This is a genomic window from Bacillus sp. SLBN-46 (assembly GCF_031453555.1).
Taxonomy (GTDB): Bacteria; Bacillota; Bacilli; order Bacillales; family Cytobacillaceae; genus Neobacillus.
The window spans coordinates 3,685,081-3,700,435 of record NZ_JAVIZM010000001.1; the positions used below are offsets into that span (position 1 = coordinate 3,685,081).

At 39.0% G+C, this 15,355-nt stretch carries 13 protein-coding genes; 1 reads left to right on the plus strand and 12 read right to left on the minus strand.

Annotated elements, in window-relative coordinates; all coding sequences use genetic code 11:
• Positions 1–18 precede the first annotated feature (18 nt).
• The 8 genes from QFZ87_RS18785 to QFZ87_RS18820 all read right to left on the minus strand — a co-directional run bounded on the left by QFZ87_RS18785 (position 19) and on the right by QFZ87_RS18820 (position 9,444).
• Positions 19–1,494, minus strand: a complete 1,476-nt coding sequence (locus QFZ87_RS18785) for a phytoene desaturase family protein (protein WP_309864629.1) — start codon at positions 1,492–1,494, stop codon at positions 19–21.
• Complete coding sequence (locus QFZ87_RS18790) at positions 1,491–2,609, minus strand: glycosyltransferase family 2 protein (RefSeq protein ID WP_309864632.1); 1,119 nt, start codon at positions 2,607–2,609, stop codon at positions 1,491–1,493. Before QFZ87_RS18790 ends, QFZ87_RS18785 begins: the two co-directional genes overlap by 4 nt.
• Positions 2,588–3,340, minus strand: coding sequence for a lysophospholipid acyltransferase family protein (locus tag QFZ87_RS18795; protein ID WP_309864635.1), 753 nt, complete (start codon positions 3,338–3,340; stop codon positions 2,588–2,590). The genes QFZ87_RS18790 and QFZ87_RS18795 overlap by 22 nt, the downstream gene beginning before the upstream one ends.
• Positions 3,309–4,034, minus strand: a complete 726-nt coding sequence (locus QFZ87_RS18800; RefSeq protein WP_309864637.1) for a carotenoid biosynthesis protein — start codon at positions 4,032–4,034, stop codon at positions 3,309–3,311. Before QFZ87_RS18800 ends, QFZ87_RS18795 begins: the two co-directional genes overlap by 32 nt.
• Positions 4,024–4,887, minus strand: a complete 864-nt coding sequence (locus QFZ87_RS18805) for a phytoene/squalene synthase family protein (RefSeq protein WP_309864639.1) — start codon at positions 4,885–4,887, stop codon at positions 4,024–4,026. Before QFZ87_RS18805 ends, QFZ87_RS18800 begins: the two co-directional genes overlap by 11 nt.
• Positions 4,884–6,326, minus strand: a complete 1,443-nt coding sequence (locus QFZ87_RS18810) for a phytoene desaturase family protein (protein ID WP_309864641.1) — start codon at positions 6,324–6,326, stop codon at positions 4,884–4,886. Before QFZ87_RS18810 ends, QFZ87_RS18805 begins: the two co-directional genes overlap by 4 nt.
• A complete protein-coding gene (locus QFZ87_RS18815) occupies positions 6,317–7,864 on the minus strand; it encodes a phytoene desaturase family protein (RefSeq protein WP_309864644.1) in 1,548 nt (515 codons plus the stop codon). Before QFZ87_RS18815 ends, QFZ87_RS18810 begins: the two co-directional genes overlap by 10 nt.
• Positions 7,865–8,112: 248 nt before the next feature.
• Entirely contained in the window at positions 8,113–9,444 is a 1,332-nt protein-coding gene (locus tag QFZ87_RS18820) for an amidohydrolase family protein (RefSeq protein ID WP_309864647.1), read from the minus strand.
• Between the two features lie 216 nt (positions 9,445–9,660).
• On the opposite strand from QFZ87_RS18820, the gene adhE reads away from it, so the two are divergent.
• Positions 9,661–12,261, plus strand: coding sequence for a bifunctional acetaldehyde-CoA/alcohol dehydrogenase (adhE, locus tag QFZ87_RS18825; protein ID WP_309864650.1), 2,601 nt, complete (start codon positions 9,661–9,663; stop codon positions 12,259–12,261).
• A gap of 64 nt (positions 12,262–12,325) precedes the next feature.
• Here adhE and QFZ87_RS18830 read toward each other — a convergent pair whose 3' ends face one another.
• Genes QFZ87_RS18830 through QFZ87_RS18845 form a run of 4 tightly spaced genes read right to left on the minus strand, consistent with a single transcriptional unit; the run spans position 12,326 to position 15,274 of the window.
• Positions 12,326–12,787 carry a flavin reductase family protein gene (locus QFZ87_RS18830; RefSeq protein ID WP_309864652.1) on the minus strand — a complete coding sequence of 154 codons (462 nt, stop codon included), beginning with the start codon at positions 12,785–12,787 and terminating at the stop codon, positions 12,326–12,328.
• Positions 12,788–12,802: 15 nt separating this feature from the next.
• On the minus strand, positions 12,803–13,090 hold the full coding sequence (locus tag QFZ87_RS18835; RefSeq protein WP_309864655.1) for a hypothetical protein: 288 nt from the start codon (positions 13,088–13,090) through the stop codon (positions 12,803–12,805).
• A gap of 23 nt (positions 13,091–13,113) precedes the next feature.
• The gene (locus QFZ87_RS18840) at positions 13,114–14,535 is read right to left on the minus strand and encodes a radical SAM protein (protein ID WP_309864658.1); all 1,422 of its coding nucleotides are present in this window, start codon (positions 14,533–14,535) and stop codon (positions 13,114–13,116) included.
• The gene (locus QFZ87_RS18845) at positions 14,528–15,274 is read right to left on the minus strand and encodes a prolipoprotein diacylglyceryl transferase (protein WP_309864662.1); all 747 of its coding nucleotides are present in this window, start codon (positions 15,272–15,274) and stop codon (positions 14,528–14,530) included. Before QFZ87_RS18845 ends, QFZ87_RS18840 begins: the two co-directional genes overlap by 8 nt.
• Positions 15,275–15,355: the final 81 nt, after the last annotated feature.

A 15,355-nucleotide genomic window follows, 5' to 3' on the forward strand; every position in this document is an offset into this window, starting at 1 on the left:
CTTCATGCACCCCCGCAATTAAATGGATTCAATAATGGCTTTCGCTACGAGCTGACCTGACTTTGTTACAATAGGTGTTCCTCCGCCTGGATGTGCAGACCCGCCGACAAACCATAAACCCTCAATGTCTTTCGACTTATTTCCCAATTTAAAAAATGCTTGCTGAAAGGAATTGGAAGAAGTCCCATATATTGCCCCCCTATGTGCACCTGTCCGTACCTGCAAGTCTGCTGGAGTCATAATCTGATAAAAATCAATAGATTCAATCAAATCTTTAAGTCCTCTACTCTCCAATTTTGTGATAATTTTAAGAAAATAGCTCTCTTTTCTATCGTCCCAATTTACACGGCTTGACGTGTATGGAGCATTCACCAATACGAATAAATTACTGTTATTTTCTCCAACTAGTTCTGGCTGTGAATAGCCTGAGTAACTTATATAAATAGTAGGGTCTTCAACGATCATTTTCTTCTCAAAAATATCGGTGAACTCCTGTTTATAATTTTTTGAAAAAAAGACATTATGGTGTGTAAGGATTGGGATTCGTTTGTTCATGCCCAAAAGCATCACAAACCCTGAAAGTGATGGTTCCATTCCATCAATTCTTCGGTTTGTTATCGAAGGTCGGTCTGCTTCATCAATTAGGTTCTTATAGATTGCTAGTGCATCTCCATTGGCTATAACCTGGTCCGCTTCAAAAAAACCATCCGTTGTTTCTACCCCTACAACCCTTTTATTAACCACCTTTATCCTTGATACATTTATATTTTTTTTAATATCGACACCCAACTCACCTGCAAGTTTTTCAAAAGCCTCCACGATGGAATACGTACCGCCCTTCACTCCATAAATCCCCCCTTGCCCTTCTAAGGAAGCCATCATACTAAAAATGGCTGGGGCACGGTAAGGAGAGGAACCAACATACGTGGCATATCTGCCAAACATGGCTAATGTATTGGGATGCTTAAAATAGTTTTGTAACATCTGATGTAGGGTTGTAAATGGTTTGATGCTGGCAAAACTCTTCAATAATTGAAAATCAAACATATCTCGGTTTGTGGGCAACAACCGGTTTAGAAATTGCTGTTGAGAAATCGTGTATAGTCTCTCTGATTCCTTTAAGAAATCGCGATATCTACTCGCATCCTCCTTGCTGTATTGAGAGATTTGTTCCTCCATTTCCTCTATCGATTGGGAAAGGTTGACAACACTTCCATCAGGAAAGAAATTTCTGGTCATAGGATGAACGGGATAGAACTCCAAATAGTCTTCCATCCTTCTCCCCACCGCAGTAAACACTTCCTTAAACGCATCAACCATCGTAATGGTACTAGGACCCATATCAAATGAATATTTCCCACCCACCACTTTTTTTAATTTCCCTCCTAATTCAGGTTCTTTTTCCAATAAACTAACCTTACAGCCGTGATCTGCTAATCGTATGGCACATGATAATCCACCTAAACCACCTCCGATTATGACAATCTTTTTCACGTATAACGCCTGCCTTTCCACATATATCCTTTATTTGTCCAAGCCATCCGGACGGAATCCATTCCGATTAATAGGATGATGAGCACACTTATTGGTACGAAGATACCATACCACCAAGGGATTCCATTTCTGTAATCAATCCACCCCTTTATACAAACAGCTAAAAAATAGGACAGGAAGGCGGGTATAAACAAAGACAATTGATTCCAGTTCAAAACTATGACCCCTGCAGGTAAAAGATATAGCCCAATGTAGAAGAACATAACCATCGATAGAATCCATAGTTTTCGATTCACACCAGGGAAAATATTTTTTCGATAACCTTCCCACACCTCCGCTGCATTTTTATACATTCGCATATATGCCAGATCCTTAATAGAAGCTAGTGTAAAGGGAAAACCGTTTCGTTTGACCAATTTGGCGAGCTCCATATCATCCACCAAATGGTTTCGTATTCGCTCATGCCCTCCTACAGCTTGATAACAAGATTTCTCTATACAGATAAAACCACCATGTGCCGCGACAAATCTAGGGTCACTTGACTTTCTAACCCACCTTATCGGGAGGTGGGAAGCGACCATAAACATCATCATCGGCACGACTATTTTTTCTAACCAGCTAAACACATGTTGTCTGGGAAAACCTGAAATCATCCCCGTTTTTTGGTCCGATGCAAATTTAACTATTTTTTCCATCGCATGATGATCCAATCGAACATCTGCATCTAAAAACAACAGCCAATCACCTTTTGCAGATTTTGCCAGTTGGTGACAAGCATATGATTTTCCCATCCAGCCCTCTTTCAGGTCAGAACCTTTCATAAGACGAATAGTAGGGTGTTTCTTACACCATTGACGCACGACAAATTCCGTCTCATCCGTTGAATGGTCATCTAGAACAAGAACCTCTACTGGTCTAATTGTTTGGTTGCTGATTGATTCAAGGCACGCTCCTATGCGTTCCGCCTCATTTCTTGCAGGAATAAGAATGGAGAAGGTTAGCTTATCAAGTTGGCCACTTCCTTTCACCGGTTTAGGAAGCTGTTGTAAATTCCAAATGACAAAAACTAATTGAAATAAAAGAATGCCGCATATCAGGAGGAGAAGGATTTCCATTTCGTATACCCTTTCTTTACATTGTCTATAAAATCACTTGTGGACTTCCCCTTCTCTTGAACAGGAGTAAAATAGTTATTTTTAGTAAAGTCGATATCATTCATCACCATATTCCTATGACTAGTTACCTGTTGTTCCAGAAGTCCTTCTAAATATTGTGTTAACTCAATGCTAGTAAAATGTGAGGACTTAATTAATACCTCTTCACCAAAAAAGATGGAGGCAGTCGGTCTTTGATATTGATTGAAGGAGTAATGTAGACTGACAGGCTTCACCAAACATTTGTCAAAACGTTTTAAGAGGAATGCCGATCCCTTTTGAAATACAAAAGGACGTTGCTCCTGATGATAAATTGCACCTTGTGGAAAAATCCAAACCGCTCTCTTGTTTGCCATTAAATTTTTAGCATAGAGAAGAGATTTTCTAACCTCGCTTATTCTTTCTTTATCAATAGAGAAAGCTCCAAGCTTACGAAAAAAAGGATACTGACGAAGCTGCCTCTCTTCCATCATGATGAAATGTTCTTTGTTGGAAAAATCTTTTATTATTTGAAATATGATAAGACCATCCCACCATGAACAATGATTAGCAATATATAAGACTGGATAATCTGTTCTTGGATCCACATCACCAGCCATTTGTACCGAATGAAAATTCCTTAGCCATAAATAATACCGTTGATACCTATGGAATAAATGACTAAACCACTTGCTTTTTTTTGCGGGAATCAAATTGAAACCTCCCTTCAATCATCAACAAAAATACTAATGCCAAAAGGGATAACGGCTCTAACCTTGCTTTCCAAGCTAAAAGACCAAACATGGCAATCATTGCTTCAAATAAGCGATGGGACCAAGAAAGAACTCTTTTATTCGTTTGGAACAATGGAAAAAAGAGTGAAAGAAGAGCTGCTATTATAGCCCAGCTAATAAAATTAATGACTGGAATCCCATAAAAGCTTCCTTTTTCATCCCAAACCCAAAACATTCTTTCGACGGCTACAGGATCTAAAATGAGATCAAGCACGACTACCCACATTCCTGTTTCGAGTGCTCGACGCCATTTTGAATGCTGTGTGGATAAGAGCAAACTATTAACTATCACTCCAACCCAAGCCATTGCTATTGTAATAGGAACACCCCAGTAGCGGGGGCCCAGTGTAGCATTATAATGATACGATCCGAAGGGAAACCCCGTCCTTACACCACACACTTCAATAATGAACGTGATTAATCCAACAAAGGCTATTCTTTTTATCATTCCTAATCGATTATCGGATACTAAGAAAATAATTTCAGTTAAACTAAGTGCATAAAAAACAAGGAAAAGCCCATTGGTAAATTGTAAAAAGTGAGGGACCTCGTAAAAAAGCATGAGTAGTAGTCCGATTGTGTACCAAATCAAGAAAAAGTAACTAAGCTTCAATAGAGTGAACCTCATTTTGGATGGATCCTTGAAGAGCTGCCAAGAGTATCATCTTCTTTTTCTTGTCACTCACAATCGCTCTACTTGTATACACTTGGTACTCATTATGTCTTACTGCCTCCATAATGGCTGCATAATAACCTGCAGCTAGTTTAATAGAGAAGGCACTGTTTTCAGGATAGGTGTCAATGTTTTCTAACCCCTTTGAAAACCAATCCTCAGCCACATTCATCAGACCCGTCAGCATTCGCTTAAAGCGAAAATTGACCACATTTGTCTCAAACTCCTCTTGTGTATAATGATATTGCTCCATCCATTCCCTAGGAATATATCGGCGTCCTCTTTGTTGATCTTCTCCTACATCCCGGATAATATTCACAATCTGCATCGCTTTTCCAAGGTACACGCCCGCAAGTTCTACCTCACTCGAAGGTTGATCATGAAGAACAGGAAGAAGCATCTCCCCCACAGAACCTGCGACTCTTTCACAATATAATTCGAGCTCTTCCATTGTTTCATAGTTTGTTAGGGTCGTATCCATTTTCTGCCCGGATATCTGCTTATAAAACGGCTCTTTTGAAATGGGAAAGCTACTAAATAGCCACCTTAAACACGGCCAGATAAAGTGACCCTCCGCTGTTTCCAAATGATCAAATAAAGTCTCAAGTTCGCTTAATGTATAGGGTGAGGATTCCGGCTCATCAACAGAATCATCAATCATTCTACAAAAAGCATAAATAACAAACACCGCTTCTTTTCTTGGTGAAGGTAAAAAACGAAAAGCCGCATAAAAGCTCGCAGAATGCCTCTTCATCAATTCCTCACAAGCAGAGATTAAGTTTGAATCAATCACGTTCTCAGCTCCTTTTTTATTAGCTCACTTAATAGTCGCGCCCCCTGTAGCACGATTGGGATCCCCCCACCAGGGTGAATCGAGGCTCCCACACTGTACAATCTATCAATCTTAAACGGAGATAACTGCGGTCTAAATCCTCCTGATTGAAATAGATTAGGAGCAATCCCAAAGCTTCCCCCTTGATATAATCCGTCACGAATAGAATCTGCTGGGGTACGAATCTCCATCCATTCCACCGCTTCACGCAAACCGATAAAGTGCTTTTCTGCTTTCATTAAAACCTGCTCAGCTAGCATCGGTCCTGATGTTTCCCAATCGATTTGATCTCCTGACGGAACTGGAATTAAGAAATATAGAACACTTTCCCCAGGTGGAGCCGCTTCATCCTCCAGTGCAACCGGATTAAACACATAATAGGATGGGTCTTCAGGTATTTGTTTTGTCTTAAATACTTGAGTCATATTCTTTTCAAAATCTTTCGGCAAATAGAACTGATGGGCTTTTGCCTTTGGAAATCGCTTCGAAACACCAAGGTAAATCAACACACAGCCGGAAGAAGGTTGAAATTTCTTTTCCTTTTTCTTTTTTCCCATCATTGAATAAAGATTGGGAAAATCACCATTAAAAATAACTGCATCGTAGAAAGTCGTTTCGTTATTCACAGACAAACCTTTGCACACACTCGCTTCAATGAGGAGGCGGTCCACTTTTGAATGGAGATTAATTTTAACTCCCTGTTCTATACATGCTTTTTCTAAAATGGGAATAAGACTCCCGTACCCTCCCTTTAAGTACCAAATACCATGGGCATGCTCACTATAGGAAACTAATCCGTATAGGGCCGGCACCTCATATGGCGAACCACCGATATACAAAGATTGTAAGGAGTAAGCCTCTTGAAGGTTAGGATGAGAAAAATAAGAGGCATTAAAATTCTTTAAGGTTTTGTATGCTTTGGATTGTGCTAATAGTTTGATATTTTCTATAGTTAGAAAATCCTGCTTGCGTTTAAATGTCTTGCTCAAAAAAGCTTCCATCCCTAATTCGAAGACGTTGGCCATATCTGAAAGGTATTTTAGAAGATTCTTTGACTCCCCAGGAAACTTCTGCTCCAATACTTTAAGCTGTGTGGGCAAGTCTCTGTACTTCGTATACGTTGACCCATCATGAAAATGAAGATCATATAAAGGCTCGCATGGAATCAATGGAATATCTTCCTTCGAAATTCCAGCCTCTTCTAAAATACTTAATAAAAGCTCCGGTAAAAGTACGATGGTCGGTCCTTGGTCAATTTGGTAACGTCCGTTTCCTTGGAAGGTCAACCTTCCACCCAGGTATCCTTCCTTTTCATAAATGGTTACTTGATGGCCTTGTTTTGAAAGCAGCAAGGCAGATACCAACCCTCCAACCCCAGCACCCACAATGCCTATTTCCATAGCACGGACTCCTTCCTGTCTAAGGAATGTTGCTTTTCCTTATAGAGGTTATTTTTCACATATTGCTGGTTTAATAGAGTGGCACTGATTTTGGCTGATTCAAAAATCGTTGGTAAACCGCTTCCAGGATGTGTTCCTCCCCCTACTAAGAAACAATGATTCACATCCTCAAATTTGTTATGCGGACGGAAGTACATCATTTGACTCAGGTTGTGAGCAAGACTAAAGGTAGCTCCTTTATAGACATACATTTCATTTTGCCAATCGAGTGGAGTAACGATTTTTTCCACCTCAATACGGGATCTAATATCATGTAATTCAGGTTCTAATTCTAAACGGGACAAAATCTTTTCCCTTACTCCATGCTTCTCTTTTTCCCAATCAATATCTGCCTGTAAATTAGGAACTGGCATGAGCACATATAGAGCTGACTTTCCTTTTGGTGCAAGAGTTGGATCAAGCCTTGAAGGATTATGGACATAAATAGATGGATCCTTAGATAACTTCAGTTCTTTGGTCATCTCATCCACATTCTGTTTATAGTCTTCTGCAAAAAGAATCATGTGGTGCGGCAAATTTAATGGTTTATTTATCCCTAAATACAGCATAAAGGTGGAGCACGAGAGTTTCTTCTTTTCGAGATTTTCCTTACGGTATTTCTTTAAATCCCTTTGCTTGAAAAGGTTAGTTGCTGCATGGCCAAAATCAGCATTAATAATGACATCATCTGAAGGCACCATTTCCCCATTTTCAAGTAGAACTCCCACTGCCTTTTTCTCTTTTACCACTACTTGCTTAACACCCGTTCCGGTATAGATTTTCCCGCCATACTCCTCGATGACTTGTGCCATTGCTTCACAAAGCTTATTCACCCCTCCTATTGGATGAAACAAACCAAAACGGTGTTCTAAATAAGAGAGAATAGTAAACGTTCCGGGACATTCCCAAGGTGACATGCCCAAATATTTTGCCTGGAAGGAAAAGGCCCATTTCAACCTTTCATCATTGAAATAGTTTGATAATCGGCCATATACCGTATCAAGAGCATTTAATTTTGGGAAGGCAGATACCATATTTCTTGTTATCAAATCAGTTATTTTTGTAAATGGCTGTTGAAGTAGTTTGGTTACCCGGTCAAACTTCTCTCCTTCTATTTTCATGAATTGATCGTAACCTGCTCCATTACCAGGGAACTTATTTTCAATTTCTTGTATCATTTCCTCGTAATTACGAGTAGGTGTAAAAGATAAGTCTTGAAATTTTAATGTATATAATGGATTAATCTCCTGTATCTGAACGTAGTCTTGTAATTGGCGTCCTGCCATCTGAAAGATTTCTTCCAGAATATCTGGCATCATAAAAAAGGTGGGTCCTAAATCAAAGTTGTACTCACCCAAGGTTAATCTGGAAGTCCTCCCCCCGATATATGACTGTTTCTCATAGACCACTACATCATAACCCTTGGCTGCAAGCAGCATAGAGACAGCTAACCCACCTGGTCCTGCTCCGATGACAGTTACTTTTTTACTCCTGCTCAAGTATTGCCACCTCCTATATCATTTTATTTAGATTATACATACTGTATAACTTTTGTACAATGTTTTTGATTAAAAATTATACATTTTTATTTTCACTCATTGTCCTAAAAAGCCTCAACTTCTATAGAAACTTCTGTCAAATTAATCAAATCTCGTACAACGTTTGTATAATCTCCATATACAAAAAAGTCTCTTCCACTTAAATGGAAGAGACTTTTTGCATCATATATAAGTACATGTTCACTTGCTTATCGCTCGCACGCCCAATTATCTTTATCCCTATCATGCCTTGCTTCATAGGCAGGATGTGTAGATGGTACTCCATTTGGATAGATCGAATTATACACCTTTTCCATCACGTTTTTAAAGTTTTCATCTATTTCTTTTTCGTTGATTGTTAACAGCTCTCGATCAAACATGACCCATTTACCATCAACCATCACATGACGAATACTTTCTTCTTTTGTTTCAAATATCAAATTATGAACAACAGTAGAAAAATCATCGCTATTAATCTGTGGAATCATAGGATCTTTTTTAATAAACACCAGATCAGCTTTAAATCCTTCCCTTATAACTCCTAAATCATTCTTTTGATAGGCCTTTGCTCCGTTCACAGTTGCCAGTTTAAAAATATCTTCCGCCTGGAAACGATTAAATGGACTGCTTAGTTTTAATAAATAATAGGCAGTTTTCATCGTTTCCCAAATATCTACGCTAGCAAAATCAGTTCCAAGGCAAACATTTACACCCTTTTCAAGCATTTTACTTACAGGTGCCATACCAGCGCCTGACCATAAATTTGAATTGGGGCAGTGGACAACCGACGCTTGGGTTTCTGCAACGAGTTCTATATCCTTTTCACTCATATGTACCCCATGGTAAAGAACCGTTTTATGATCCAATAGTCCCTTCTCTTTATATAACTCAATTGATGACCTTCCAAAATTGGTGTAAATGATATCACGTCTCCAATCATTCTCCATACAGTGAGTCATATATATCGTGTCATACTCTTTTTTATTAAGGACACAAGCTTCTAATGATTCTTCCGTTATATCTTCCTCTTCTAACAAATGAGTCCCGAACGAAACGTTCCCCACATTTTTTGGATAGGATTCCTCTATTTTCTTATGTGTATCTATAATCCCGCGCAAACCTATTTTATCAATCGCTCCGGCCACTAAATCAGGCCAATAGGCCGGTTCATTTTCACTAACGAAGGTAATTCCTTTCTTCACCATCTCCGCGTTAACCTTTAAGCAAACCCATTCATATTCCTCGCTAGATAATTTGTCTAGGTTCTCAAAGAATTGTGTTTGAATCCTTCCTTGCTGACTATCATTACACCAGGATTCAATCTTCATATCTCTAGCAATTCCTTTTGCTAATAAGGAATATCCATGGAAATGTGCGTTAAATAGGCCAGGAATAATAATATAATCCTGACAATCTATTATTTTATCATCATTAACTACGTCGTTTTCACAATCAATCTTGATGACACCATCATCAATGAAAAGATCACCATTCACCAAATTACAATTTTCGTCTAAGTAACTAGCATTTTTAAAAAGCATGTCTTCACTCCATGTATTAATTTTCCATACTTACCAAACAATTGTACACCAGAAAAGCGCTTCAAAACTACTTTTCGAACTTTTTTCGAACATTCTTTAATCTATGTGGAATCGCCAAAATTCTCCGCATTATTCTACAAATTTCTATTTTAGTCATTGATATATTTTAAGACAGTACAAGGGTAAAATAATATTTCTATATAGGGAGGAAGTTTTATGGCAGTAGAAGAAAAAGCACTTGAACAAAAGCAAATTGGAGTAATGATTGAGCGGCTTGCTCAAAAAGGCGAACAGGCATTAAATGTATTCCGCACCTTAAATCAAGAAAAAGTCGATCAAATTGTTAAAAGTATGGCTCTCACAGCTTTAGAAAATCAAGATAAGCTCGCTAAAATGGCTGTAGATGAAACCAATCGAGGATTATTTGAAGATAAGATTTCAAAAAATATGTTCGCAACGGAGATGATTTATAACAGTATTCGGAACCTAAAAACTGTAGGCATTATTAGTGAAAACGAGCATGAAGGTACATATGAGCTAGCTGAACCCGTCGGTGTAATTGCGGCGCTTGTCCCCATTACGAACCCTACATCGACAGTCATTTATAAATCACTCATTTCACTAAAGACAAGAAATCCAATTATATTTTCTTTTCACCATTTATCTCAGAAATCTGGAATTGTAACTGCACAACTCCTCAGGGAAGCTGCCATTAAAGCGGGCGCCCCTGAAAATTGCATTCAATGGCTAGATGAGCCCTCCCGTGAAGCTATTCATTCTCTCATGAGACATCCAAAGGTATCACTCATCCTTGCTACTGGGGGATCAAGTATGGTTAAGGAAGCTTACAGCTCCGGTAAACCTGCAATTGGGGTCGGTCCTGGTAATGTTCCTTGCTATTTTGAGAAAACAGCCAATGTGAAGAGTTCTGTCCAGGATCTGCTTCTATCCAAGACATATGACAATGGTATGATCTGCGCATCTGAGCAGGCCCTCATTATTGATAAAGAAATCTATTCAGAAGTCATTACTGAAATGATGGCTAACAAGTGTTATTTTCTTAACGAAACTGAAAAACAACAATTGGAACATCTAGCGATTAAAAAAGATACCAGTTCCCTTAACCCAATGGTTGTTGGTTTACCAGCCTTTAAAATTGCCGAAATGGCGGGTATTGAAGTTCCGAAAGATACAAAGGTGCTTGTTGTCGAATTAGATGGGGTTGGACCAAATACCCCGCTTTCCTGTGAGAAATTAAGTCCGATTCTTGCCTGCTACAAGGCAAATAACGTGGAGGAAGCTTTCGATCTTGCTGAACAGACATTAGAATATGGTGGACTAGGTCATACCGCTTCCATCCATACTTCAGATGATAGGATTATTGAACAGTTTGCGATGAGAATGAGAGCAGGAAGGATCCTTGTTAACACACCATCCGCTCAAGGAGCAACTGGTAATGTATATAATGATTTTCTACCTACCCTAACTCTCGGCTGCGGTACCTATGGTGGAAACTCCGTCTCAGTTAATGTAGGTGCCACGCATTTATTAAATATTAAAAAGGTGGCAAAGAGAAACATCAATGCACAAGTCCTAAGAACTCCACCACAAATCTATTATAAAAAGAACTCTATCCAGACCTTAGAATTTATTCCTGATATCTCAAATGCATTTATTGTAACTAGTCCAAGCTCAATCAGAAATGGCTATGTAGATAAGGTCATTCATTTTCTAAAAAAACGGGCCGATTTTAAACATGTTGATATTTTTTCAGAAGTGGAGCCTGATCCAAGTATTGAAACCGTCCAAAAGGGAGCAGAATGTATGAGACATTCCCAACCGGATGTCATTATTGCTTTGGGAGGCGGTTCTGTCCTTGATGCGGCGAAGGCCATGTGGCTCTTCTACGAACATCCTGCTACTGACTTCGATGCATTAAAACAAAAATTCTTAAACCCAAGAAAACGCGTAGTCACATATCCAAAATTACGAGGTAAAGCAAAACTTATTGCCATTCCAACAACCTCTGGAACAGGGTCTGAGGTGACTTCCTTTGCAGTTATTACGGATAATAAATCGAATATAAAATATCCTCTTTCAGATCCTGAACTCTTACCAGATATCGCTATTATCGACCCGCAATTTACGATGACAGTACCTAAGCATATTACCGCCGATACCGGGATGGACGTATTAACCCATGCACTTGAAGCGTATGTTTCAGTTTGCGCGAATGATTTTACAGACGGTCAAATTATCAAGGCTATTCAACTTGTGTTCGAATACTTGCCAAGAGCTTACCATGATAGCACTGACGCTCTTGCAAGAGAAAAAATGCATTATGCATCAACCATGGCTGGGCTTGCTTTCAACAATGCGTTTTTAGGAATAAATCATAGTCTTGCCCATGCATTAGGCGCTGAGTTCCACATTGCACACGGGCGAGCAAATGCAATCTTCCTGCCACATGTCATTCGTTTTAATTCGAAAAAACCTACAAAGTTTACTCCGTTTGCAGGTTACGAACATTTTATCGCTGACCAGCGGTATGCTGAGCTAGCTAAATTCCTTGGATTGCAAGCTCGAACAACGGAAGAAGGGATTGTTAGTTTAATTGAAGCTATTATCACCCTTGCTAAAGGACTAGACATGCCATTGAGCATTGAAGAATGTGGTATAAACTATTCTGAATTTGAAAATAAAGTTGACCTGCTGGCCTTACATGCATTCAATGATCCAGATACGAATGTCAATCCAAGGCGCCCGCTAACTAGGGAATTGGCAGAGATTTTACGGCAAGCCTACAAAGGGATTTAACCGTAAAGAACAAAAGGAAGGGGCATTTGAATTAGCCTCTTCCTTTCTTATAGAATACCATCAATTAATCAGCCAGTTCCCGGTAACGTCCACTGAAATAAATTAAAGGCTCGGCATCCCCGGTGTGAATAGCTGTCACTTTTCCAATTAACAAGGTATGATCTCCTTCGATATGTTCTGCCGATAGTTCGCAGGCAATCTGTGCAACCGTCCCTGCCAATACTGGCTTTCCATCTAGATAGTCAAATCCTACTTCTCGATGTTCCTTAAGCTGCCCTGCAAAAATCATTGAGAGTTCTTGTTGGTCGGCCGCTAGAATATTGACAGTGAATATGTTACTCTTTTTTATTTTCTCAAGAATTCGAGCTTTTTCAGATACAGAAATGACTACAAGCTTTGGATTGAGTGAAACCGACATAAACGCGTTAGCTGTCATGCCATGTACATCGCCGTCTACCTCTGTAGCTACTACAGTTACCCCTGTCGCAAATTTTCCCATAGCATTTCTAAACTGACGATCATCCATTTAATCTCCTCCTCTTCATCCGCCAAGATTGTAAAGAATGATTCCAAAACAGGCAGTAAATAACAAAATATTTAATCCCAAGCCTATTAATGCTCCTTGACCTAATCGTTTCCTCCCCTTTGCAAAGCTTACAATGGGTATCACAATAATGGCGACTACTGCTATACATACATAGGCCATAAATATAGGTGAAACTAACAGTAATATGAATAAGCCTAAAAGGTAAATACCCATGCTCAAACCAATTCCAAGCCATAAATCTTTTAATGAGCCATCCTTCTGCGTCTTTTGGTTATGAGTCATTCCCTGTTCTCCCCTCCCCTTTGTTATTCGACATTTATGAAAGCTCTAGCCTCTAACTCTGCTTGAATCTTCTTTAGTTCCAGCTCTTTATCATCGCGATAAAATAAATTGTACGTATCAAATGGGATGATTCTACCATCTGGATGAGCGATATGAACGCAGGATTTTTTAACGGATCGCACATCAAAATTGTACGCATCTAAAAACTGCATAATGATGACCCGAAATACGTTATCATAGCCAATTTCTCCTGGCATAGATACTTTTGGCAAACAGCAGAGTAAATCCTTTAGGGAGAGTGACGCAGAATCGGGTGAATGATTTAAAGAAAATAATTTAAAAATCATGTTTTTGATATTGTCATCCTGTTCAAAAACAATGGTATTGCGTTCACCTTCTAATAAAATATTAGGATCAATAAGGCCAGTTAATGGTGTTGCTTCGCCGTTCATTTTTAATGCATACCCCATTGCTAAACAGTCCGGGTGGCAGGGAACAGGAATAATATCCTTTGAGCCAAAAACATTGGATTGGTCAATGATCATCTGTCTTACTTCACTAAGTGTAAGGCGATTTGTCGCTGGATCGTATTCTTCCAATCTCCCTGCAGCCTGAATCGGTTGGAAGGTAACTCCTCGAACACATTTCTGTTTCAACCCATATTGAATAATTTTGCCGACCTCATGATCATTTAAGCCCTTCTTTAAGGTTACAACTAAGGTTGTAGAAATATTAAATTCATTTAAATGTTCAATTGCTTTTTTTCTTACATCCCTTAAATCTACCCCTCTTAATTCTTCTAGTGTTTCTTTTTCAAAGCTATCAAACTGGAGATAAATTTCAAAACCAGGAGAGTAAGTGGCAAGCCTTCTCACAAACTCTTTATCTGTTGCCATGCGAAGACCATTGGTATTCACCATTATATGTCGGATCGGTCTTGATTTTGCCATATCAAGTATGTCAAAAAACTGTGGATGGATGGTGGGTTCCCCGCCACTGATCTGAACAATATCTGCGTGTCGTTCATTTTTTATGATATTATCGAGCATGAATTCAATTTTCTCTAAGCTTCGGAAGCTTCCTTTTTGAGGAGAGGATTCCGCATAGCAGATGGGGCATTTTAGGTTACATCTTTCCGTAATCTCTAAAAGCGTCAAACAGCTATGCTGTTCATGGTCAGGGCAAAGTCCACAATCATATGGGCAGCCATATTTAATAGGTGTATTCCATCGGTATGGCATTTCCGATGGTTTAATAAACTCACGACACCATTTATAATAAGCGACATCAGTTGAAATCAATACCTTCTCCCTACCGTGCTTCATACAATGCTTCACAAGGTATACCTTTTCATTTTCAATAATTACTTTAGCTTCTACCTTACGCAGACAGGTTGAACAGATACTGTTTGTTAGTTCATAAAATAAATAGGGACGGTTAGGCATGAATTTCTCTCCTTTTTTCGGTTTGTGTTTTACTAATCAGCCACAGGTAATACGTAATTCCTAGTAAACTAGCAAGTTGGATATTATTTAGAATCCAGTAAGGATGTGGAGTTGGTTTGATAAAATCAATCATTAGACGAAAGAGAAGATACCCTAGCATAAATAATTGAAATAACAGCCCTTCCCACCCTATCTGTTTTCTTTTTAAATAAAGAAGAAAGACGATAAGGATGCCTAAGAAAGCGATTTCATACAATTGAGTGGGATGCCTAAGAATACCATCTCCAAAATCTACGCCCGTTGCCCATGTGGTTGGAACACCATAGGTATGATCATCTAAACCAGTTAAGAAGCAGCCAATTCTTCCGATCATCATTCCAACAGAAAGAGGTAAAACGAAATCATCCCCCGTTGAACGCGTCCATCCAATGCATTTCTTAGCTGTCTCCACCCCAATTAAGCCGCCTAACAATCCACCCACAATTGTTTTTCCTTCTACTAAATAAACTAGATTATTCCAGTTTTCCAGTGTCTTCACCGGGTCTTCTAACCAATATAGAAGTTTTGAACCCATGGCAGCACCTAATGTCGCACCAACTACTACCCATAGTGCTTTATCCATAGGAATTCGTTCCTTATTTCTTGTATATAAATACACGCGAAATCCAATAAAATAGGCTAAGGATTCAAATATCAAATGCGGATGCACACCAAAAATATAGAAAGGGAAATTCATCATCCACCACTCCTTTCTTTACTATATTCTTCCATGCTGATAAATATATTAACACAATTTTTCAAAAAAACTGTAAATTATCTC

Bases quoted from the DNA above. Each gene is read 5' to 3' on its own strand.
- QFZ87_RS18790 (WP_309864632.1), bottom strand. From the start codon at position 2,609: ATGGAAATCCTTCTCCTCCTGATATGCGGCATTCTTTTATTTCAATTA.
- QFZ87_RS18830 (WP_309864652.1), bottom strand. From the start codon at position 12,787: ATGGATGATCGTCAGTTTAGAAATGCTATGGGAAAATTTGCGACAGGG.
- QFZ87_RS18820 (WP_309864647.1), bottom strand. From the start codon at position 9,444: ATGCTTTTTAAAAATGCTAGTTACTTAGACGAAAATTGTAATTTGGTG.
- adhE (WP_309864650.1), top strand. From the start codon at position 9,661: ATGGCAGTAGAAGAAAAAGCACTTGAACAAAAGCAAATTGGAGTAATG.
- QFZ87_RS18810 (WP_309864641.1), bottom strand. From the start codon at position 6,326: ATGGAAATAGGCATTGTGGGTGCTGGGGTTGGAGGGTTGGTATCTGCC.
- QFZ87_RS18840 (WP_309864658.1), bottom strand. From the start codon at position 14,535: ATGCCTAACCGTCCCTATTTATTTTATGAACTAACAAACAGTATCTGT.
- QFZ87_RS18835 (WP_309864655.1), bottom strand. From the start codon at position 13,090: ATGACTCATAACCAAAAGACGCAGAAGGATGGCTCATTAAAAGATTTA.
- QFZ87_RS18845 (WP_309864662.1), bottom strand. From the start codon at position 15,274: ATGATGAATTTCCCTTTCTATATTTTTGGTGTGCATCCGCATTTGATA.